This window comes from Streptomyces sp. NPDC001732 (assembly GCF_053596315.1).
In genome coordinates, this window is the sequence record NZ_JBSFFY010000069.1 from 1 (window position 1) to 21,850 (window position 21,850).

Consider the following 21,850-nt stretch of genomic DNA (forward strand, 5'->3'; position numbering starts at 1 on the left):
GGTGGGGTTCGGTCTCCCGAGCCCCACCGGACCGGCGCCTTCCGTATGCGCGTCCGTCCGCCGGGCGGCTCAGCGCCCGCTGACCCGCCCGTGCAGCAGCAGCGACAGCGCCGAGTGCACGTCGTCGATCGACCGCTCCGGCTGGAACGCCTGCCAGTCCAGGGCCGCCACCAGCACCATGCCGACCAGTGCGGCGGCCGTCAGCGGGATGTCGATCTCCCGGCTCAGCTCGTCGTTCTCCACCCCCTCGCGCAGCACGTCCTCGACCACCGCGACGGCTTCCTGACGCACCACCAGGAGGGTTCCCTGCCAGGCCCGGTTGGTGCGCCACAGCTCCGCGACGTACAGCTGGGTGAACGCCGGGTACCGGTCGATGAAGACCAGTCCGGCCCGGATCATCGCGTCCAGGGCCTCGACCCGGGTGCCACCGCGCCGCCCGGTCTCCTCGGCCGCGGAGCGCAGCGAGGCGGTGAGCAGCCCGACGCCGTGCCGCAGCAGCTCCTCGAAGAGTTCGGTCTTGCTCTTGAAGTTGTAGTAGACCGTGCCCTTGGCGACCCCGGCGCGCTCGGCGATCTCGTCCACCGTGGTCGCCGAGAAGCCCTTCTCCGCGATGAGGGTCACGGCCGCCTCGTAGAGCTTCTGCCGGGTGGCCCGGCGCCGCGTGGTGCTGCTGCTTTCCATGCCCTTGATTCTCACAGGTCCCACCGTGCTCACAGGCTCAGTTCCGGGTGGAGCCGGTCCAGGGTCCACACCTGCTTGCGGCGTGCGGCGACCGCGGTCAGGGCGAGCGCCCCCGCAGTGAAGGCCAACAGCACCGCGCTGCCCTGCCAGACCGGGCCGAGCCCGCCGCCGGTGATCAGCCGGCGCAGCCCCTCGACGATGTAACTCATCGGCAGGTAGGGGTGGATCGCGTTGAAGAAGTCCGGGCTGGTCTGGACGGGGTACGTACCGCCGGCCGAGGTCAGCTGGAGCATCAGCACCGCCAGTACGAGGATGCGTCCCGCGGCCCCGAACCGGGCGTTCAGCCACTGCACGATCGCCGCGAAGCAGCAGGTCACCAGGGCCAGGAAGGCGATCGTCCCGGCGGCCCGCGTCATCTGCAGCCCGAGCCCCCAGTGCAGTACGGCCATCAGGGCGGCCACCTGGAGCAGCCCGATCGCGGCCACCGGCAGCCAGCCCGCGAAGGCGATCCGCCACGCGGAGGCCCCGGCGGCGAGGGCCCGCCGGTTGAGCGGCTGGATCAGCATGTACGCCACCATCGCGCCGACCCACAGGGAGAGCGGGATGAAGTACGGGGCGAAACCGGTGCCGTAGTTGGGGGCCTCGTGCAGCGACTCGGAGGCCAGCTGGACCGGGTCGGCCATGACTCCCGTACGGGCGTCGCGGTCCTTCTTGTCGTAGTCGGGGATCTTGCCGGCGCCGTCGTTGAGCCCCTCGGCGAGGGTGGTCGAGCCGTCGCCGAGCCGGATCAGCCCGCTGTCCAGGTTCACCGCGCCCTTCTTGAGGTCGCCCACGCCGGTGTCCAGGTCGGCGGAGCCGGTCCTGGCCGTGGCGAGACCGGTGTGCAGCTCGTTCGCCCCCTTGGCGACCTTGTGCGCGCCGGTGTTCAGGGCGTTGACCTTCTTGACGGCGGACTCCAGGTCCTCGCCCAGCTGCGGGGCGCGCTCGGCCAGGTCGTCGGCCTGGCGCTGGAGCGTGGTCAGCTGGGTGCGCAGCTTCTTCAGGTCCCCGTTCTGGTTCGTGACCAGTACGTTCACGTCGTCGGCGACCTTCGCGACGTCGGCCGCCGCGGTCGTGGCGCGCTTCAGCGGCGGGCAGACGGCGGGGTCGGCGTTCTGCTCCTCCGTGCAACTGGTGCGGTAGAGCTCGGCCAGGTCGTCGGAGGCCGTGTGGGCGGCGGTGGCCGCGGTGGGGGCGGCCTTCACGAGCAGGTCGAGGTTGTCCCGCACGGTCTGCGAGGATTCGGAGACCAGCCGGGCGGTGTCGCCGATGGCCTTGCCGTTGTCCTTCAGGAACGGACGGACGTCGGCCGCCGCCCCGTTCACCTTGTCGGCGAGCTGCTGGGTGCCCTCGGCCACCTGGCGGGAGCCGGTTTCGAGGTCGCCCGCGCCCTTGTTCAGTTTGACGATGCCGCCGGCCAGCCGGCCGCTGCCGGCCTTGGCGTTCTTCAGCCCGTCCGCGAGGTCCTGCGACCCCTCCTTCGCCTTGCCGATGCCGCCCTTGAGGTCGTCGGCGCCCTTGGCGGCCTTCTCCGTCGCGTCGTGGAGGTCGGAGAAGTTGATGAAGATCCGGTCGAGGAAGCCGCGCGAGGCGTTGGTCGACGCGGCGGTGCGCACCTCGGAGAACACCGTCCGGGAGATCTGTCCCACGATGTAGTTGTTGGCGTCGTTGGTGCGCACCTGGAGGGCGCCGGTCTCGGGGGAGTCGCCCGAGCTGGACGCGATCCGCTCGCTGAAGTCCGAGGGCATGGTGAGCGAGAGGTAGTACGTGCCGTCCTCGACGCCCTCGGCGGCCTCGGCGGAACTCACCTCGTGCCAGTCGAACACCTTGGAGTCGAGGAGCTTGCCGGTGATCTCGTCGCCGGCCGTGATGCGTTTCCCGGACGCGGTGGCGCCCTTGTCCTCGTTGACCAGCGCGACGGGGATCCTGTCGAGGCGCCCGTACGGGTCCCAGAAGGACCACAGGTACAGGGCCCCGTAGAGCAGCGGCAGGAGCAGGAGCGCCACCAGCGCGGCGCGTGGCAGCTTTCCCCTGCCGAAACGCTTGAGCTCAAGCGCGGCCAGTCTCGGCGAACGCATCGGCCGTCCCCTTCCCGGGCGTGGTTCCTTCGGTCGTGCCGTCCGTGCCGTTCTCGTTGTGGGAGCCGGGCGCGCCGTCCGTTCCCTGCGCGGTGCCGGTGCGCAGGGCGAGGGCGTCCTCGGGGGCCTGGCTGCAGACGGCGAGCACGGTCGTGCCGCCGGCCGCGACGGACCGCAGCAGCTCCCACGCCTCGGCGCGTTCGGAGTCGGAGAGCTTGAGGTCGGTGTCGTCCACCGCGAGCAGCCGGGGCTCGCCGATCAGCCCCAGCGCGACGGAGAGCCGCAGCGCCTCCAGCCGCTCCAGATCCCGTACGGAGGTCCGCTCGGCCTTGGGCAGGGTGGCGGGGTCGAGCCCCGCGGCGGCCAGGGCCGTGTCGATCCGTTCCTGGGCGGTGGCGATCCGCTCGGCGCGCGGGCGCAGCAGGGCGCGCAGCGAACCGGCGTAGCGGCGCTGCAGCAGGGCCCGCTCGCGCAGGTGCTCGGCTACGGTGAAGGCCGGGTCGAGCTCGCTGACGCCGGGCACCGGGCCCAGGGCGCAGACGCGGCGCACGGCCGCCATCTTGCGCGGCAGGCGCAGCCCGCCGACCTCCGCGTGGCCCTCGGTGGGGCGCATCCGGCCGGTGAGGGCGAGCAGCAGGCAGGTGCGGCCGGAGCCGGACGGGCCCTCGATCGCCACCAGCGAGCCGGGCCCGGCCTCGACGTCCACGCCGCGGAAGGCCCAGCCGCGCGGCCCCTTGAGGCCGAGGCCCTCGGCGATGACGACTGCCCCGTGCGGGCTGTCCACTGACCCTCCCCTGATTTGAACTGACCAGTCAGTTCAAAAAGGTATCCTGAACTTGCGATCGAGGCAAAGGGGCAGGTCAGTGCGGGCGTGACGGCGATTGTCAGTGGTGCCCCCCACGATGGATGCATACGGCCACGGAGTCGTTACACGAGACAGGAGGTTTCGTCATGGCCCACTCGTCCGCAGCAGCCGCACCCCGGCGCCGCGCAGACGGCCCTGCCCCCTCACTGACCGGTCCGGCAAGCGATGTCCACCCCGTCCTGCGGCGCACCACCGCTCCGCCCGCCGCTCTCGATCTGCTCGCCCAGGCCCGTGCCGGCCTCGACGAGGCCGCCGTTCTCGATGTGCCGAACGAGCGGTACGCCACCGCCCACCTCGCCGCGCTGCGGACCGCGGCCGCCGTGCTGGCCGCGCGGGGCCGTCCGGAGACGACCAAGCGGCGCCGGGAGCGCATTCGCAGCGCCTGGGACGTCCTCCCCGAAATAGCTCCGGAGCTGACCGAGTGGAGTGCGCTGTTCGCCTCCGGCGCCGGCCGCAGGGCCCGTGCGGAAGCCGGGATACCGGGCGCCGCCGGCCGCCGGGACGCCGACGACCTGCTGCGTGACGCGGCGATGTTCCTGCGCCTGGTCGAGCGGCTGCTGGTGCTCCAGCCGGTGCTCCCGCAGTCCCGGAAGGAGCGGCCCGACACGGCATGACGGACGGCCCGGGACGGGACGACGGCAGGACCGGCGCGGGGCGAGGAACGTCTAAGGGCGGGGCGAAGGGCGCTCCCCGGTGCGGGACGGCCGGGCCGCCGGACGCGGGATGACGGCAGTGGCGGCGCGAGGCAATAGGGTGGACAGCACTCGTACCACCTGCACTGTTCACGCTCCCGCCGTCAGCGGCGGCACCGTGCCGAGGAGTCATCTGCCGTGTCGGACCAGCTGCGCCCCCGCGCCTCCCTCCGTACCGCTGTGGTCTGGGAGGTCCTCAAGGACGCCCTCGACCGCCAGGTCAAGGCGACCGGCAGGGACGCCCTGGACGTCCTGGACACCGGCGGCGGCACCGGCAACTTCGCGGTGCCGGTCGCCCGCCTCGGCCACCGCGTCACCGTCGTCGACCCCAGCCCCAACGCGCTCTTCGCACTGGAGCGCCGGGCCGCCGAGGCCGGGGTCGCCGACCGGGTCCGCGGTGTGCAGGGCGACATCCACGGCCTGTTCGAGGTGGCCGAGCGCGGTGGCTACGACGCGGTGCTGTGCCACGGCGTCCTGGAGTACGTGGACGACCCCGCCGAGGGGGTGCGCAACGCGGTGGACGCGCTCCGGCCGTCCGGTGCGCTCAGCCTGCTCGCCGCCGGGCTCGGCGGGGCGGTCCTGGCGCGGGCGCTCGCCGGTCACTTCACGGAGGCCCGGCAGGCGCTCGGCGACCCGGCGGGCCGCTGGGGCGAGGGGGACCCGGTGCCCCGGCGCTACACCGCGGAGCAGCTCACCGAGCTGGTCTCCGGGGCCGGGGTCGAGGTCGGCGCGGTCCACGGGGTGCGGGTCTTCGCGGATCTCGTGCCGGGCGTCCTGGTGGACACCGAGCCCGGTGCGCTGGAGGCCCTGCTCAAGCTGGAGGCCGCGGCGGCGGAACTGCCCGCCTTCCACTCGGTCGCGACGCAGCTGCACGTTCTGGGCACGAAGCGCGACTGAGCGCGAGCCGGTCCGGCCGCGGCTCGGGGCCGCGGCACGGCTGATCAGCGGCGCAGCGGCAGACGGAGTAAGCCCCGGGCCCCCCGATCGGGGGCTTCGCCCCGTATGATCGGGGGACACCATCCGGCATGACGGATCGGAGGTTGGGGAATCAACGCCTCAGCAGCTGAGCCGTCGTGGCGGCCCGGACTGGCTGATGGGCAAGAAGGCGGGTTTCACGGGGGCGAATCCCTGCCTATCCTGGAAGGGCCGCATACCGGCCGCCCCCCGCGGCCGACGACGAGGAGGACTCCGTGCCGCTCTCGGAGCACGAGCAGCGAATGCTCGAGCAAATGGAGCGAGCGCTGTACGCCGAAGATCCCAAGTTCGCGACAGCGCTCGAGGGAAGCGGGCTGCGTACGTACACCCGGCGACGGGTCTATCAGGCGGTCGCAGGCTTCCTGGTGGGTATCGCGCTCCTCATGTCCGGAATGGTCGCTCAGCAGATCTGGATCAGCGTGGTGGGGTTCCTCGTCATGCTGGGCTGCGCGGTCCTCGCGGTCACCGGCTGGCGCAAGGCGCCCAAGCCGGGCGAGCACCCGGCGACCGGTGGCGGTGGCCGCCACCACCCCCGGCAGCGCCGTACCGTGATGAACCGTATCGAGCAGCGGTGGCAGCGCCGCCGCGACGAACAGGGCCAGTAGCCCTCGAACACTCCTGGATGAGGGGCGGCCGCGACTTCGCGGCCGCCCCTCATGCCGGTCCGGCACCTGTCCGGACCGTCGACCGGACGGGAAGGAAGGCCGCTCCGAGCTGCTCCCGGTTGCTCCTCGCCGCTCCCTGACCGAGACGCCCGGCCCCGTGCCCCGGCGCGGCCACCGAGCAGGCGGTGCGTACGACTTGTCGACGGTCGAGGACCGGACGCGTACGGATTCGGGCGCCGGACGACGAGGCCGGGGCCGGACCCGCGCCGACGGTCGACCGGGGGCGCCGGGAGCCGTCTCCCATGGACACCGCCCGGCGGCCGGGTGTGCCCGATCGCTCTTCCTGATCCCTGCGGGCCGCCCGGCCGGGACCGCGTTTCCGGGTACGTCTCCCCAACCCCGCCCCGACCGCTTCGACTTCGGCTCGCCCGCCGCCGTACCCGGCACCTTCCTGCTTCGGCCCGGTCCTGCGGGCCGCCGGGTCGGCGACCGGGCTTCCGGTCCTCCTTTCGGGCGGCCCGCGGGCCGTGCCTCACCCCTGTTGACGGGACGGGCGCCGGAGCGGTCGGACCGGCCACCGGAGGCGGCCCCACAGCGCCGACCACCGGTCGGTGAACGCCGCCCAGCGGGCCGAGGCCGCCCAGACCACCCGAATGGCCGAGCGCGGCGCCACTACCGCCCGGATCCGGGCGGACCGGCCGACGGACGCCCGCAGCCCGGCCCGTACCGTCTCCACGTCCTCGGACAGTCCGGTGGCAGGACGGGGCTCCGGGGCGTAGAGGACCTGCTCCACCGCCCCGGCCACCCGGTGCACCGCGTCCGCCGCGTCGGATTCGAGCCGGCCCAGCCGCACCACCCGCACCGCCGCCTTGCGCGGCGTCCGGGAGTCGTCCGGCTCGATGCCGTGGTCCCAGGCGGTGTCGGTGATCTCCCGCCAGGCCGCCAGCGCACTGGCGGTCGCGTCCGCCGCGTTTGTCGGTGTGCGGTCCCACGCGGTGCCGTGGTCCCGGTCCGTACCGGTGGCGGCGGGCCGGGAGTCCGACGGGACGGCCCGGCTCCGGGCGGATCTCGGCGCGGCCCGCTCCCGGGCCGGCGTACGCCCGATGGAGAGGCCCAGCCTGCGCCGACGCGTCCGGAGCCGCCAGAACATCGGCAGGAGGGGCAGGACGAGGATCACCACGGCGAGCAGCACCAGACCGACGACGGTGCCCGTCGGCGTACCGGAATCCGTCGCAGTCACCACTCCCGGCGCCGCCGTGCTGCCGCACTCGCCCTGCTTGCGCATCTGAGCCGGGCAGTCGTCCGGGGCGGCCGGAGCGGCCGTCGGGGCGGTCGAGGCCTCCTTCTCCGGCACGGCCGGATCGCTCGTGTCGCCCTCGGGGGCCTCCGCCTGGGTGTACGGCGGCGGGGTGCCCCGGGACGGAGTCGGCTCGAAACGGGTCCACCCCACGCCCTCGAAGTACAGCTCGGGCCAGGCATGCGCGTCGCGCAGCCCCACCGAGACCGCACCGTTCGGCTGCTCCGTACCGGGAGTGAAGCCCACCGCGACCCGGGCCGGGATGCCCAGCGTCCGCGCCATCGCGGCCATCGTGAAGGAGAAGTGGACGCAGAAGCCCTGCTTCTCCTTGAGGAAGCGGCCGATCGCCGCGCTCCCGGTGCCCGAGTTCACCGAGGTGTTGTAGGTGAAGCCGCCGTCCGACGCGAAGTAGTTCTGCAGCTTCACCGCCCGCTCGTAGTCGTTGGCGGCGCCCCTGGTCACCTCGGCCGCGGTCTTCCCGACCACCTCCGGCAGGGAGTCGGGCACCCGGGTGTACTCGCGCCGCAGGGCGGCCGGGGCGGGGCCCGCGGAGGCGAGCTGTTCGGCGGTCGGCTGGACCACCAGGCTGGAGACCTGGTACTGCGCACCGCCGGTCGTCTCCCCGCCGTCACCGACGAGCGTCCGCCCCGCCGGCTCGTACCGCCAGCGCCCGCCGATCCTGACCTCGGTCGCGGGGTAGGGGAGCGGCAGATAGGTCTGCCGGTAGGAACCGGACGAGGAGATGTTCGACCGGATCTCCGTGACCTTGACGTCCGGACCGAGGCCGTCGGGCTGCGGGAGCCGCTTCGGCACGTCGCTCAGCCGGCGGGTGGAGGGCCGCCACTCGTCCCCGTTGAACTGGTCCAGAGCGAGGATGCGCAGGTAGAAGCCCTGCGGATCGTCGGAGTTGGTGCGGTAGGAGATCACCTGCCGGTTCTCCGGCTGATTCAGGTTGTTCTGCAGCGAGACCAGGGGGTTCACCGCGGAGATGGTGCCGCCGCCTCCCTTGCCGCCCCCGCCGCCGCCCCGCTCGCTCAGCAGGCCGCCGTCGAGCGCGGGCAGCGCCGCCGGTACGACCAGCGAGACGCCCAGGGCCAGCGCGCCGATGCGGCGCCCGGTCCGGACCGGGGCCGTCGGACGGCCGCCCGCGAGCGCCGCGCCGACCGCCGGGCCCCGCGGGGCCCCCTCGGCCGCACCGGTGAAGACCCGCCCCCACTGCGAGAGCCGGTCCCGGCCCTCCGCCAGCAGGAGCAGCAGATAGCCGCCGGCCGCCAGCAGGAACCAGAGCCAGCCGGCCCCGCCCTCGGACAGCCCGGCGGCGACCGAGTACAGCGCGAGCAGCGGCAGACCGGCCGGGGCCGCGCTGCGGAAGGTCACCGCGAGGGCGTCCACGACCAGACCGACCAGCAGCACACCGCCGATCAGCATCAGCCGGATGCCGTCCGTCGCGGGCGCCGGAGCGGCGTATCTGCCGACGTCATCGGCGCCCGCCGTCAGCAGGTCCGCCAGCCGCTGGACCGTCTCCGGACCCGGCAGCACCCCGGCCACCGCCTGCCCCCTGGCGAACACCACCGTCAGCAGGACCAGCATGACCAGCGTCTGCACCGCGACGATCACCACGCGGGGCACGGGCGCCCGGCGGACGAGCGCCCCCGTCCCGCTCTGGACCGCCAGCAGGAAAGCGGCCTGCAGGATCCAGGTCGCCGGCTCGACCAGCGGCAGCATCGAGGTCGCCGCCGTCAGCGTCGCCACGAAGGCGCACAGCGCCAGCCGACCACGACCGCTCATGACCATCCCCCGGAGAAACCCGTCGTACCGCCCGTGGCGCCGCCGACGGACTCCGCCGTCACGCCCTGGTGCCCCGCCTGCCGCCAGTACTCGGCGAGCCCGGTCCCGGGTGTCACCGCGACCGCCGTCCAGCCCGACTCCCGCAGCAGCCGCAGCCGTTCCCCGGACACCGCCTCCGCACCCGGGGCCGGGGCGTCGCCCTGCGTCCAGGCCGCGCCGGCCAGGACGAACGCCACGGCGCCGCCGCTGCGTTGCCGCATCCGCGCCGCCATCACGACCTGCTCCTCGTCGAGGTCGCCGAAGAACGCGATCAGCAGCCCCTCGTTGCCGCCGCGCAGCACGTCGTACGCGCGGGACAGACCGCTGCCGTCCGAATGACCGACCACCGCCAGGGTGTCCATCATCAGCCCCGCCGAGTCGGCGGACTCCTGCGTCGAACCGGCGAAACCGCCCGAGCCCTCGCCGGGGACCGAGGTCCCGTCGTCGGTCAGCAGCCGGACGGCGAAGCCGCGCTCCAGCATGTGCACCAGTGCGGACGCGGCCCCGGACACCGCCCACTCGAAGGCGGAATCGGGCCCCGCCCCCCGGTAGGCGATGCGCCGGGTGTCCAGCAGCACCGTGCACCTGGCCCGCTGCGGCTGTTCCTCGCGGCGCACCATGAGCTCGCCGTAGCGCGCCGTGGAACGCCAGTGGACCCGGCGCAGATCGTCGCCGTGCCGGTACCCGCGCGGGATCACGTCGTCGTCACCGGCCAGCGCCAGCGAACGCTGCCGCCCCTCGCCGTACCCCGGAGCCTCGCCGGCCAGCCGCACCGGCGGCAGCGGCTCGGTCCGCGGAATGACGACGAGGGTGTCGTACGCGCTGAACGAGCGGCTCAGCTCGCACATCCCGAACGGATCGCTCAGCCGCAGCTGGAGCGGCCCGAGCGGATAGCGCCCGCGCAGATCCGACCGCACCCGGTAGGACACCTCGCGACGGCCGCCGGCCTCCACCCGGTCCAGCACGAACCGGGGCCGGGGCCCGAGCACGTAGGGCACCCGGTCCTGGAGCATCAGCAGCCCGGTCGGTATTCGCGACACGTTCTCCATCCGCAGATGGACCCGCGCCTCCGTGCCCGCCGGCACCCGGGACGGCGAGAGCCGCCGGGTGCCCGCGACCCGGTACCGGGTGCGCACGAGCACCACCACACAGGCCAGGGGCAGCACGGCGAGCAGCAGCCCCACCCGCAGCAGGTCGCCCTGCCCCAGCACGTACGCGCAGACCGCCGCGGCGACTCCGGCCGCGAGGAAGGACCTCCCGCGCGTGGTCAGCCCGCTCAGGGCCGCCCGCAGCGCGCCCCGGTCGTCGCCGTCGTCCCGCGCGGGCGGTCCCCCGGTGGCCATCACACCCGCCGTGCGCCGGGCTGCCGGCCGTACGCCGGTGGGTCCTGCCGGGGCCGGGGCTGTGTCTGGACGCCGCCGGCGGCGGTCGGCACCGGGGTCTGCTGGAGGATCTCCTGCACGACCTGCTCGGAGGTGCGGCGGTTCAGCTGGGCCTGCGCCGTCGGCAGCAGACGGTGCGCGAGCACCGCGACCGCCAGTGCCTGCACGTCGTCCGGCAGGCAGTAGTCCCGCCCGCCCAGCGCCGCGGAGGCCTTCGCGGCACGCAGCAGATGCAGCGTGGCCCGCGGCGAGGCGCCGAGCCGGAGGTCGGGATGGCCGCGGGTGGCCCCGACGAGCTCCACCGCGTACCGCCGCACGGCATCGGCGACGTGCACCGTCCGCACCGCGTCGATCAGTTTCACGACGTCGTGCGCGTGCGCCACCGGCTGCAGGTCGTCGAGCGGCGAGACGGCACCGTGCACGTCGAGCATCCGCAGTTCGGCGTCCGCGCTCGGGTAGCCCATCGACACCCGCGCCATGAACCGGTCGCGCTGGGCCTCGGGCAGCGGATAGGTGCCCTCCATCTCCACCGGGTTCTGGGTGGCCACCACCATGAACGGGTCGGGCAGCTCGTAGCTGTGTCCGTCGATGGTGACCTGGCGCTCCTCCATCGACTCCAGCAGCGCCGACTGGGTCTTCGGCGAGGCCCGGTTGATCTCGTCGCCGATCACGATCTGGGCGAAGATCGCGCCCGGTTTGAACTCGAAGTCACGCCGCTGCTGGTCGAAGACGGACACCCCGGTGATGTCCGAGGGCAGCAGGTCCGGCGTGAACTGGATGCGCCGCACCGAGCAGTCGATGGACCGCGCCAGCGCCTTGGCCAGCATCGTCTTGCCGACGCCGGGGACGTCCTCGATGAGGAGATGCCCCTCCGCCAGCAGCACGGTCAGCGAAAGCCGTACGACCTCGGGCTTGCCCTCGATCACCCTCTCCATCGACCTGCGCACCCGCTCCGCGGTCGTGGTCAGATCTGTGAGGCTCGCTCGATCGTCATAGGTCGTCACCCCGGCCCTCCTCGGCCCTGCCCCCGCCCACGAGGAGCAGGGGTACCCCATTCACGGACCGACGCGCATGCAGCCGCCCGGCCACCCCGAAACACGGACACCCCTTCCGGAACCCTCCGGCGGGATGTCACACGGGCATTGTTGTTGCCGTTGCCGCGTCGTGTCACTCGCCTGTGGACAAGTGGGGGCGATATGCCGGGTCGGGCAGGATTTTTCCCTTCCGGAAGGAGTGGTACCGGGGGTTCAGGAGGCGGGCAGGATCTCGCGCAGCAGCCCGGTGGTCACGTCGAAGACGAATCCGCGGACGTCGTCGGTGTGCAGCAGGAACGGCGAGGTGCGCACGCGCTGCATCGACTGCCGCACGTCCTGGTCGGCGTCCTTGTACGCCTCGACCGCCCAGACCGGGCGCTGGCCGACCTCCGCCTCCAGCTCCTGACGGAACTCCTCGGTGATCGACTCCAGGCCGCAGTTGGTGTGGTGGATCAGTATGACGCTGCGCGTGCCCAGGGCCCGCTGGCTGATGGTCAGCGAACGGATCACGTCGTCCGTGACCACGCCGCCCGCGTTGCGGATGGTGTGACAGTCGCCGAGCGACAGGCCCAGCGCGTCGTGCAGGTCGAGCCGGGCGTCCATGCAGGCGACCACGGCGACGCGCAGCACCGGCTTCGCGTCCATGCCCGGATCCTCGAAACCGGCGGCGTACCTGGCATTCGCCGTGACGAGGCGGTCGGTGACCGTCCCGCCGTCGCGGGCCCGGTCGGCGGTGGGCGAGGCGGGCCCGGCGGGGGAGTGCGCGGAAGTCGACATGGCTACGACGTTATCCCCCGTCCTCCGCCCCGTCGTGCTGTGAGAAGGGACAAAGAACATCAACGAGACTTGTTGTGAGACAACCCACAGGCCCCCGGTGCTCGTCCGGGCGGGTGAACGCCGGGCGGGACGACGCGCTGCCCGGCTGATTGATCGGGAATCGATCGAATGGCAGGGTGGACTAAGGTGACGGGAAGTTACCGACACCCCCGCACATTCCGTAGATTTCCCCGTGTGCGGCGTACGTGCGGCCCGGCCCTCTCCCGCTCGCCGGTCGGCAGGCGTCCCTTTCCGGCGTCGGCCGGCCTCCCCTTCTGAGCGGGCGGGGACCGGGCCGCACGTACGACCGCACGGGAGCTGAGCCTGAGAGGGCACATGAGCCAGACCCGACACGTCCCGGTGATGCTCCAGCGGTGCCTGGACCTGTTGGCCCCGGCTCTGGAGACGCCGGGGCCCCAGGCGCCCGTGGTCGTCGACTGCACCCTAGGTCTCGGCGGACACAGCGAGGCGCTGCTCTCGGCCTTCCCCTCCGTACGGCTGATCGGGCTGGACCGGGACAAGGAGGCGCTGCGGCTCTCCGGCGAGCGGCTCGCCCCGTACGGCGACCGGGCCACCCTGGTGCACGCCGTCTACGACGAACTCCCCGAGGTGCTCGCCAGGCTCGGCATCCCGAAGGTCCAGGGCGTCCTGTTCGACCTCGGCGTCTCCTCCATGCAGCTGGACGAGGCAGACCGCGGCTTCGCGTACGCCCAGGACGCCCCGCTCGACATGCGCATGGACCAGACGACCGGCATCGGCGCGGCCGAGGTGCTCAACACGTACCCGCCGGGCGAACTGGTGCGCATCCTGCGGGCGTACGGCGAGGAGAAGCAGGCCAAACGGATCGTCTCCGCGATCGTGCGCGAGCGCGAGAAGGAGCCGTTCAGCAACAGCGCCCGGCTCGTCGAGCTGATCCGCGACTCGCTGCCGCAGGCCGCCAAGCGGACCGGCGGCAACCCCGCCAAGCGCACCTTCCAGGCGCTGCGCATCGAGGTCAACGGCGAGCTCACCGTCCTGGAGCGGGCCATTCCGGCGGCCGTGCAGAGCCTCGCGGTCGGCGGCCGGATCGCCGTCCTCTCGTACCACTCGCTGGAGGACCGGCTGGTCAAGCAGGTGTTCGCGGCGGGCGCCGCCACCACGGCGCCGCCCGGACTGCCGGTCGTGCCCGAGCGTTACCAGCCCCGGCTGAAGCTGCTGACCCGCGGTGCGGAGCTGCCCACGGAGGAGGAGGTCGCCGAGAACCGGCGCGCCGCCCCCGCCCGGCTGCGCGGCGCCCAGCGGATCCGCGAGGAGGAGCGATGAGCTCCCGGCGTCCGGAGCCCCGGACCCCGGCGCCGCCCGGGGCGGCGCGGTGAGCAGACCGGCGGGGCAGTTGAAGGGGCGGGCCGCCCGGCTCGCCCGGCTGATGCCGTCCGGCCCCAGCAAGGCGGCCCGCACCCCCTTCGTCCTGCTGGTCGTGCTGCTCCTCGGCGGTGGCCTGATCACGCTCCTGGTGCTCAACTCGGCCCTCAACGAAGGGTCGTTCAGGCTGAGCGAGCTGAAGAAGCGGACCACCGAACTCACCGACGAGCAGCAGGCCCTCCAGCGCGACGTCGACAACTACTCCAAGCCGGACGCCCTGGAGCGGCGCGCCCGGGAGCTGGGCATGGTGCCCGGTGGCAGCCCCGCCTTCCTCGGCCCGAACGGCAAGGTCCGGGGCGTGCCCGCCGAGGCCAGCGCCGAGCCGAGCCCGCCCCCGGCCTCCCGCGCGAACGTCACCCCCGCGGCCCCGCCGACCGCCGGCGCCACCTCCCGTACCGCCGCACGGACCCCGGCCACCCCCTCGGGCACCACGCGGCCCACCACCCCCGCGGCCGCCTCGCCGCGTACCCCGGCAGACCAGCCCTCGACGAGCCCCGGCAGGTGACGCAGTGCCGCCCAAGGAACCACCGCGCCGTCGGGTCCCCGGCCCCGCCCGCCCGCGCGGCGCCACGGAGGGGCGGCGCCCCCGGCCCGCCGCCCGCCGCCCCTCCGCCCCGGCCCAGCGCTCCTCCCGCACCCGCCCCGCGAGCCCCCTGCGACTCGGCAATCCGCGCCCCCGGCTCCGGTTGGTCAGCCTTGCCCTGACGCTCGTCATGCTGGCGTTCGTCGTCCGGCTCCTCCAGGTCCAGGCCGTCGACGCCGAGGCGTACGCGGCCAAGGCCAAGGAGAACCGCTACCTCGACTACACGATCTCCGCCGAACGCGGCGAGATCACCGACCGCAGCGGAATCGCGCTGGCCACCAGCGTCGACGCGTACAACATCACCGCCGACCCCTCGATGTTCACGCCCGAGTTCAGCAAGGCCCCCGACGCACCCCAGCAGGCGGCGGCGCTCCTCGCCCCGATCCTCGGCACCGACGCCGCCGAGCTGACCCGGAAACTGGCCGGAAAAGGCCGCTACACCGTTCTGGCCCGCCGCCAGACCCCGCAGGTCTGGAACCAGATCAAGGACCTCAAATCGGTCTTCGCGGAGAAGGCCGCCAAGGACCGGGCTCGCGGCGGCGCCGGAGCCAACGTGCTGGCCGGGGTCTTCCAGGAGGCGACGACCAAACGGGTGTACCCCAACGGCGGGCTCGCCGCCGGGATACTGGGTTACGTCAACGCCGAGGGCAAGGGCGCGGGCGGCCTCGAATCGCAGCTGGACGAGGAGCTGGCGGGCGAGGACGGCAAGATCAGGTACGCCCAGGCCGGCGGCCGGCGGGTGCCCACCGCCGGCACCCAGGAGGTCCCGGCCGTCGCCGGGTCCGACATCGAGCTGACCATCGACCGCGACATCCAGTGGGCCGCCCAGCAGGCCATCACCGACCAGGTGAAGAAGTCGAAGGCCGACCGGGGCTACGTGATCGTCCAGAACACCAGGACCGGCGAGGTCCTCGCCATGGCCAACGCCCCCGGCTTCGACCCCAACGACCTCTCGCGGGCCGACGCGGCGGCCCTGGGCAACGCGGCGCTCCAGGACGCGTACGAACCCGGCTCCACCAGCAAGGTCATGTCGATGGCCGCCGTGCTGGAGGAAGGGGTCGCCGCCCCCGGCACCCATGTCACCGTCCCCAACCGGCTGCACCGCGGCGACCGGCTCTTCAAGGACGACATCGACCACCCCACCTGGTACCTGACGCTCAACGGCGTACTCGCCAAGTCCAGCAACATCGGCACCATTCTGGCCACCGGCGAACTGGGCAGGACACAGGCCGAGGCCAACAAGGTCCTCTACTCCTACCTGCGCAAATTCGGCATCGGCTCGCCGACCGGCCTCGACTACCCGGGCGAGACCCCCGGCATCCTCGCCGCCCCCGGCGACTGGTCGACCTCGCAGCAGTACACGATCCCGTTCGGCCAGGGCCTCTCGCTCAACGCCATGCAGGCCGCTTCCATCTACTCGACGATCGCCAACGGCGGTGTCCGGATCGAGCCCACGCTGGTGCGCGGCACCAAGGACGCCGACGGCCGCTTCCGGGCCGCCGACCCTCCCGGGCGGACCAGGGTGGTCAGCGCGAAGACCGCCAAGACGCTGGCCACCATGCTGGAGTCGGTGGTCGGTGACGAGGAGGGCACCGGCACGAAGGCCAAGATCCCGGGCTACCGGGTGGCGGGCAAGACCGGTACGGCCAACCGGGTCGACCCGGTGCGCGGCGGATATCACGGCTACACCGCCTCCTTCGCCGGCTTCGCGCCCGCCGACAAACCGCAGATCACCGTCTACTGCGCGATCCAGAACCCGACCAAAGGCAGCTACTTCGGCGGCCAGATCTGCGGGCCGATCTACAAGCAGGTCATGGAATTCGCGCTGAAGACCCTCCAGACCCCACCGTCCGGCAGCGGCCCGGCCAGGCTGCCGGTGTCCTTCGATCCCGGCGAGTGAACTCGGGGAACCAACCAGTGACAACCATCACGCCCGAACCCGGGAACCGGAGCGGGAACCGCCGAAACCCCGGCCCCTCACTTCGCGAGAGGCCGGGTGCGCCCGGTACGCTCACCGCCGTGCCCCACGCTGATCAGTTCCAAACCACCCAGAAGGCCGCGCCCGCGCAATACCCGGGAGCGCCCCGTCCGGACCGGATCGGACCGACGCCGCTCGGCGAACTGGCGGCCCGGCTGGGAGTCGAACCGCCAGGAACCGGGGAGGTCACCGGCATCACCCACGACTCGCGGGCGGTGCGCCCCGGTGACGTGTACGCGGCCCTGCCGGGCGCCCGCTTCCACGGCGCCGACTTCGCCGCCCAGGCGGCCGGCCTCGGCGCGACGGCGGTCCTCACCGACCCGGCCGGCGCCGAACGTGCCGCCGCCACCGGACTGCCGGTGCTGGTCACCGAGGACCCGCGCGGCCGGATGGGCGAACTCGCCGCCGAGATCTACGGACGGCCCGGCACCGACCTCCTCCAGATCGGGATCACCGGAACGTCCGGCAAGACCACCACCGCGTACCTCGTCGAGGGCGGCTTCCGCGGCGCGGGCCGCGCCACCGGGCTGATCGGCACCGTCGAGACGCGGATCGGCGACGAGCGCATCAAGTCCGAGCGCACCACCCCCGAAGCCACCGACCTGCAGGCCCTGTTCGCCGTCATGCGTGAACGCGGCGTCGACTCGGTGACCATGGAGGTCTCCAGCCACGCACTGGTGCTCGGCCGGGTCGACGGCTGCGTCTTCGACGTCGCGGTCTTCAATAACCTCAGCCCGGAACACATGGAGTTCCACTCCGGGATGGAGGACTACTTCCAGGCCAAGGCGCGGCTCTTCACCCCCGAACGCAGCCGGCAGGGCGTCGTCAACTTCGACGACGAGTACGGCCGCAGGCTGGTCACGGAGGCGTCCGTCCCGATCGTCACCTTCTCCGCCGAGGGCCACCCGGACGCCGACTGGCGCGCCGAGGAGGTCGAGGTGGGTCCGCTGGGCTCCACCTTCACCGTCGTCGGTCCCAAGGACGAACGGATCGCGGCCAGGGCCCCGCTGCCCGGCCCGTTCAACGTCGCCAACACCCTCGCCGCGATCGTCACCCTCGCCGTCGCGGGCATCGACCCGCAGACCGCGGCCGACGGCGTCGCGGCCGTCCCCGGCGTCCCCGGCCGGCTGGAGCGGGTGGACGCCGGACAGCCCTACCTCGCGGTCGTCGACTACGCGCACAAGACCGACGCCGTCGAATCCGTCCTGCGTTCCCTGCGCAAGGTCACCGAGGGCCGGCTCCACATCGTCCTCGGCTGCGGCGGCGACCGCGACACGACCAAGCGCGGCCCGATGGGCGCCGCCGCGGCCCGTCTCGCCGACACCGCCGTACTGACCTCCGACAACCCCCGTTCCGAGGACCCCCTCGGAATCCTCGCCGCCATGCTCGCGGGCGCCGCCGAGGTCCCCGTCCACGAGCGGGGCGACGTCCTGGTCGACGCCGACCGGGCCGCGGCCATCGCCGCCGCGGTCGCCCGTGCCGAACCCGGTGACACCGTGCTGGTCGCCGGCAAGGGCCACGAGCAGGGCCAGGACATCCACGGCGTCGTACGCCCCTTCGACGACCGCGTGGTCCTGCGCGCGGCCATCGACCGCTCCCTGGGGCACGCGAGCACCACGGACGCCGACCCCCGCGCCCACACCCACGAGAACAACAGTCAGGGATGACCAAGTGATCGCCCTTTCCCTCGCCGAGATCGCCAAAATCGTCGGCGGGCAGTCGCACGACATACCCGATCCGGCAGCAACCGTCAGCGGACCGGTCGTCATCGACTCCCGGGAGGTGAAGCACGGCAGCCTGTTCGTCGCCTTCGCCGGCGAGCGGGTCGACGGCCACGACTACGCGCAGCGCGCCGTCGAGGCGGGCGCGGCAGCGGTGCTGGCCACCCGCCCCGTCGGTGTTCCGGCGATCGTCGTCGACGACGTCGTGGCCGCGCTCGGCGCGCTCGCCAGGGCCGTCGTGGGCCGCCTCGGCAGCACCGTCGTCGCGCTCACCGGCTCCGCCGGCAAGACCTCCACCAAGGACCTCATCGCCCAGCTCCTCGAACGCAAGGGCCCCACCGTCTACCCGGAGGGCAACCTCAACAACGAGATCGGCCTGCCGCTCACCGCCCTGCGTGCCACCGGGGACACCCGGCACCTCGTCCTCGAAATGGGCGCGCGCTACATCGGCGACATCCGCTACCTCACCGGCCTCGTCCCGCCCCGGATCGGCCTCGTCCTCAACGTCGGCACCGCCCACATCGGCGAGTTCGGCGGCCGGGAGCAGATCGCCCAGGCCAAGGGCGAGATGGTCGAGTCGCTGCCCGAGGACGGCACCGCCGTCCTCAACGCCGACGACCCCCTCGTACGCGCCATGTCCTCCCGCACGAAGGCCCGGGTGCTGCTCTTCGGCGAAGCCGCGGAAGCGGACGTACGGGGAGAGAACGTCCGTCTCACCGACGACGGACGCCCCGCTTTCAAGCTCCACACACCCACCGGGTGCAGCGACGTGAGCATGCGCCTGTACGGTGAGCACCACGTGTCGAACGCGCTCGCCGCGGCCGCCGTCGCCCATGAGTTGGGCCTGTCCGCAGACGAGATCGCCGAAGGGCTCTCCGAGGCGGGCACCCTCTCCCGCTGGCGCATGGAGGTCACCGAGCGTCCGGACGGCGTGACGTTCGTCAATGACGCCTACAACGCGAACCCCGAATCCATGAAAGCCGCGCTGCGCGCGCTGGTCGCCATGGGGAAGGGCCGGCGTACGTGGGCGGTGCTCGGCCAGATGGCCGAGCTCGGCGACGCCTCGCTCGCCGAGCACGACGCGGTCGGACGGCTCGCCGTCCGGCTCAACGTCAGCAAGCTCGTCGCCGTCGGGGGGAGAGAAGCCTCCTGGCTGCAACTGGGCGCATACAACGAGGGTTCGTGGGGTGAGGAGTCGGTGCACGTGTCCGACGCACAGGCCGCGGTCGACCTGTTGCGCAGTGAACTGCGCCCGGGAGACGTCGTGCTGGTGAAGGCGTCCCGGTCGGTCGGCCTGGAGCAGGTCGCCATGGCACTGCTGGGCGACGCGTCCGAGGGCGAGGTCGCGGGCCGATGAGGCAGATCCTGTTCGCGGGGGCCATCGGGCTCTTCCTGACCCTGGTCGGAACTCCGCTGCTGATCAAGCTGCTGGCCCGCAAGGGATACGGCCAGTTCATCCGGGACGACGGCCCGCGCACCCACGGGTCCAAGAAGGGCACGCCCACCATGGGTGGGATCGCCTTCATCCTGGCGACGATCATCGCGTACTTCCTCGCGAAGGTGATCACCGGCGAGCCGCTGACGTTCTCCGGTGTGCTGGTGCTCTTCCTGATGGCCGGCATGGGCCTCGTCGGCTTCCTCGACGACTACATCAAGATCGTCAAGCAGCGTTCGCTGGGCCTGCGGGCCAAGGCGAAGATGGCGGGCCAGCTGATCGTGGGCGTCGCCTTCGCGGTGCTCTCGCTCCAGTTCGCGGACAAGCACGGCAACGCCCCGGCCTCCGACCGGCTGTCGTTCGTCACGGACTTCGGCTGGACGATCGGCCCGGTGCTGTTCGTCGTCTGGGCGCTGTTCATGATCCTCGCCATGTCCAACGGCGTGAACCTGACGGACGGCCTGGACGGTCTGGCCACCGGCGCCTCGGTGATGGTCTTCGGCGCGTACACCTTCATCGGGCTGTGGCAGTTCCAGGAGTCCTGCGTCAACGCGGAGACCCTGACCAACCCCAACGCCTGCTTCCAGGTGCGGGATCCGCTCGACCTCGCCGTCGTCGCCTCCGCGCTGATGGGCGCCTGCTTCGGCTTCCTGTGGTGGAACACCTCGCCCGCCAAGATCTTCATGGGCGACACCGGCTCGCTCGCCCTCGGCGGCGCACTCGCCGGGCTGGCGATCTGCTCCCGCACCGAGCTCCTGCTGGCCATCCTCGGCGGCCTCTTCGTGATGATCACCATGTCCGTGGTCATCCAGGTCGGTTCCTTCAAGATGACCGGCAAGCGAGTCTTCCGGATGGCGCCGCTCCAGCACCACTTCGAACTCAAGGGGTGGTCCGAAGTCCTTGTCGTGGTCCGCTTCTGGATCATCCAGGGCATGTGCGTGATCGTCGGACTCGGTCTCTTCTACGCAGGATGGGCAGCCGAGAAGTGAGCAACCAGGACTGGCAGGGCAAGCACGTCACCGTCGCGGGACTCGGGGTCTCCGGAATTCCGGCGGCCAGGGTGCTGCACGGCCTCGGGGCCCTCGTCACGGTGGTCGACGACGGGGACGACGAGCGTTCCCGGACGCAGGCCGCGGAGCTGGAGGCGCAGGGCATCACCGTGCGCCTCGGCGACGGGGCGACCCTGCCCGAGTCCACCGAGCTCATCGTCACCGCGCCGGGCTGGAAGCCCGACAAACCGCTCTTCGCGGCAGCCGCCGAGGCGGGCGTCCCGGTCTGGGGCGACGTCGAACTCGCCTGGCGGCTGCGCGGCCCCGACGCGGCCCCGTGGCTGGCGGTCACCGGCACCAACGGCAAGACCACGACCGTACGGATGCTCGCCTCGATCCTGGAGGCGGCCGGGCTGCGCACCGCGGCCGTCGGCAACATCGGCGTGTCCCTCCTGGACGCCGTTCTCGGCGACCAGGAGTACGACGTGCTCGCCGTCGAGCTGTCCAGCTACCAGCTGCACTGGGCGCCCTCGCTGCGCGCCCACTCCGCGGCCGTCCTCAACCTGGCCCCGGACCACCTCGACTGGCACGGCTCGATGGCGGCGTACGCCGCGGACAAGGGCCGGGTCTACGAGGGCAACCGGGTCGCCTGCGTGTACAACGCGGCCGACGCGGCGACCGAGGAGCTGGTCCGCGCGGCCGAGGTCGAGGAGGGCTGCCGCGCCATCGGCTTCACCCTGGCCACCCCGGGCCCGTCCCAGCTGGGCGTGGTCGACGGCATCCTCGTCGACCGCGCCTTCGTGGCGAACCGGCAGAAGCAGGCCCAGGAGCTCGCCGAGGTCGAGGACATCGACCCGCCCGCCCCGCACAACATCGCCAACGCCCTGGCGGCGGCGGCCCTGGCCCGTGCCTTCGGCATCGAGCCCGCGGCCGTACGGGACGGGCTGCGGGCCTTCCGCCCCGACCCGCACCGCATCGAGCACGTCGCGGACATCGCCGGGGTGGCGTACGTCGACGACTCCAAGGCCACCAACACCCACGCCGCCGAGGCGTCGCTCGCGTCCTACGAGCCGATCGTCTGGATCGCCGGCGGCCTCGCCAAGGGCGCCACCTTCGACGAACTGGTGACCGCGGCCGCCGGACGGCTGCGCGGCGTCGTCCTGATCGGCCGGGACCGGGCACTGATCCGTGAAGCCCTCGCGCGACACGCCCCCGAGGTCCCGGTGGTCGACCTCGACCGGACCGACACTGGGGCGATGTCCGAGGCGGTCCGGGAAGCGGCACGGCTCGCCCGCCCGGGGGACACCGTGCTGATGGCCCCGGCCTGCGCCTCGATGGACATGTTCGTCAATTACAACAAGCGGGGCGAGGCGTTCGCGGACGCGGTCCGCGCGCTCGCCGCCGAGAGCGCCTGACGGGCCCGGTCTCCGCGCCCTACCGTCCCGGACGACC

At 72.7% G+C, this 21,850-nt stretch carries 17 protein-coding genes; 10 read left to right on the forward strand and 7 right to left on the reverse strand.

What is annotated here, in order from left to right; translation table 11 throughout:
* Positions 1-69: 69 nt before the first annotated feature.
* The 3 genes from ACWCXX_RS34795 to ACWCXX_RS34805 are packed head-to-tail and all read right to left on the reverse strand — an operon-like array spanning position 70 to position 3,582.
* Positions 70-681 carry a TetR/AcrR family transcriptional regulator gene (locus ACWCXX_RS34795; protein WP_451134339.1) on the reverse strand — a complete coding sequence of 204 codons (612 nt, stop codon included), beginning with the start codon at positions 679-681 and terminating at the stop codon, positions 70-72.
* 29 nt (positions 682-710) lie between these two features.
* A complete protein-coding gene (locus tag ACWCXX_RS34800; protein ID WP_451134341.1) occupies positions 711-2,798 on the reverse strand; it encodes a YhgE/Pip family protein in 2,088 nt (695 codons plus the stop codon).
* Positions 2,770-3,582, reverse strand: coding sequence for an ATP-binding cassette domain-containing protein (locus ACWCXX_RS34805; protein ID WP_451134343.1), 813 nt, complete (start codon positions 3,580-3,582; stop codon positions 2,770-2,772). The genes ACWCXX_RS34800 and ACWCXX_RS34805 overlap by 29 nt, the downstream gene beginning before the upstream one ends.
* A gap of 167 nt (positions 3,583-3,749) precedes the next feature.
* Between ACWCXX_RS34805 and ACWCXX_RS34810 the strand changes: the two genes are divergently transcribed.
* From ACWCXX_RS34810 to ACWCXX_RS34820, 3 genes are all read left to right on the forward strand, one after another.
* Positions 3,750-4,277 (forward strand): SAV_6107 family HEPN domain-containing protein, encoded by a 528-nt coding sequence (locus ACWCXX_RS34810; protein WP_451134345.1) that lies wholly within the window; start codon positions 3,750-3,752, stop codon positions 4,275-4,277.
* Positions 4,278-4,493: 216 nt separating this feature from the next.
* Positions 4,494-5,252, forward strand: a complete 759-nt coding sequence (locus ACWCXX_RS34815; protein WP_451134347.1) for a class I SAM-dependent methyltransferase — start codon at positions 4,494-4,496, stop codon at positions 5,250-5,252.
* 293 nt (positions 5,253-5,545) lie between these two features.
* The gene (locus tag ACWCXX_RS34820) at positions 5,546-5,935 is read left to right on the forward strand and encodes a DUF3040 domain-containing protein (protein ID WP_451134349.1); all 390 of its coding nucleotides are present in this window, start codon (positions 5,546-5,548) and stop codon (positions 5,933-5,935) included.
* 532 nt (positions 5,936-6,467) lie between these two features.
* Here ACWCXX_RS34820 and ACWCXX_RS34825 read toward each other — a convergent pair.
* The 4 genes from ACWCXX_RS34825 to ACWCXX_RS34840 form a co-directional block, all read right to left on the reverse strand.
* Positions 6,468-9,020 carry a transglutaminase TgpA family protein gene (locus ACWCXX_RS34825; RefSeq protein WP_451134351.1) on the reverse strand — a complete coding sequence of 851 codons (2,553 nt, stop codon included), beginning with the start codon at positions 9,018-9,020 and terminating at the stop codon, positions 6,468-6,470.
* The gene (locus ACWCXX_RS34830; RefSeq protein ID WP_451134353.1) at positions 9,017-10,402 is read right to left on the reverse strand and encodes a DUF58 domain-containing protein; all 1,386 of its coding nucleotides are present in this window, start codon (positions 10,400-10,402) and stop codon (positions 9,017-9,019) included. The genes ACWCXX_RS34825 and ACWCXX_RS34830 overlap by 4 nt, the downstream gene beginning before the upstream one ends.
* Positions 10,402-11,445, reverse strand: a complete 1,044-nt coding sequence (locus ACWCXX_RS34835; protein WP_451134355.1) for an AAA family ATPase — start codon at positions 11,443-11,445, stop codon at positions 10,402-10,404. Before ACWCXX_RS34835 ends, ACWCXX_RS34830 begins: the two co-directional genes overlap by 1 nt.
* A 243-nt stretch (positions 11,446-11,688) precedes the next feature.
* The gene (locus ACWCXX_RS34840) at positions 11,689-12,252 is read right to left on the reverse strand and encodes a beta-class carbonic anhydrase (protein WP_451134364.1); all 564 of its coding nucleotides are present in this window, start codon (positions 12,250-12,252) and stop codon (positions 11,689-11,691) included.
* A 375-nt stretch (positions 12,253-12,627) separates the two neighbouring features.
* On the opposite strand from ACWCXX_RS34840, the gene rsmH reads away from it, so the two are divergent.
* The 7 genes from rsmH to murD are packed head-to-tail and all read left to right on the forward strand — an operon-like array spanning position 12,628 to position 21,813.
* Positions 12,628-13,593, forward strand: coding sequence for a 16S rRNA (cytosine(1402)-N(4))-methyltransferase RsmH (gene rsmH, locus ACWCXX_RS34845; protein ID WP_451134366.1), 966 nt, complete (start codon positions 12,628-12,630; stop codon positions 13,591-13,593).
* A 49-nt stretch (positions 13,594-13,642) separates the two neighbouring features.
* A complete protein-coding gene (locus ACWCXX_RS34850) occupies positions 13,643-14,197 on the forward strand; it encodes a septum formation initiator family protein (RefSeq protein ID WP_451134368.1) in 555 nt (184 codons plus the stop codon).
* A gap of 4 nt (positions 14,198-14,201) precedes the next feature.
* Entirely contained in the window at positions 14,202-16,175 is a 1,974-nt protein-coding gene (locus ACWCXX_RS34855) for a peptidoglycan D,D-transpeptidase FtsI family protein (protein WP_451134370.1), read from the forward strand.
* Positions 16,176-16,192: 17 nt separating this feature from the next.
* The gene (locus ACWCXX_RS34860; protein WP_451134372.1) at positions 16,193-17,920 is read left to right on the forward strand and encodes a UDP-N-acetylmuramoyl-L-alanyl-D-glutamate--2,6-diaminopimelate ligase; all 1,728 of its coding nucleotides are present in this window, start codon (positions 16,193-16,195) and stop codon (positions 17,918-17,920) included.
* A 4-nt stretch (positions 17,921-17,924) separates the two neighbouring features.
* Positions 17,925-19,331, forward strand: coding sequence for a UDP-N-acetylmuramoyl-tripeptide--D-alanyl-D-alanine ligase (locus tag ACWCXX_RS34865; RefSeq protein WP_451134374.1), 1,407 nt, complete (start codon positions 17,925-17,927; stop codon positions 19,329-19,331).
* On the forward strand, positions 19,328-20,398 hold the full coding sequence (gene mraY / locus ACWCXX_RS34870) for a phospho-N-acetylmuramoyl-pentapeptide-transferase (RefSeq protein WP_451134376.1): 1,071 nt from the start codon (positions 19,328-19,330) through the stop codon (positions 20,396-20,398). The genes ACWCXX_RS34865 and mraY overlap by 4 nt, the downstream gene beginning before the upstream one ends.
* On the forward strand, positions 20,380-21,813 hold the full coding sequence (gene murD, locus ACWCXX_RS34875) for a UDP-N-acetylmuramoyl-L-alanine--D-glutamate ligase (protein WP_451134378.1): 1,434 nt from the start codon (positions 20,380-20,382) through the stop codon (positions 21,811-21,813). Before mraY ends, murD begins: the two co-directional genes overlap by 19 nt.
* Positions 21,814-21,850 lie beyond the last annotated feature (37 nt).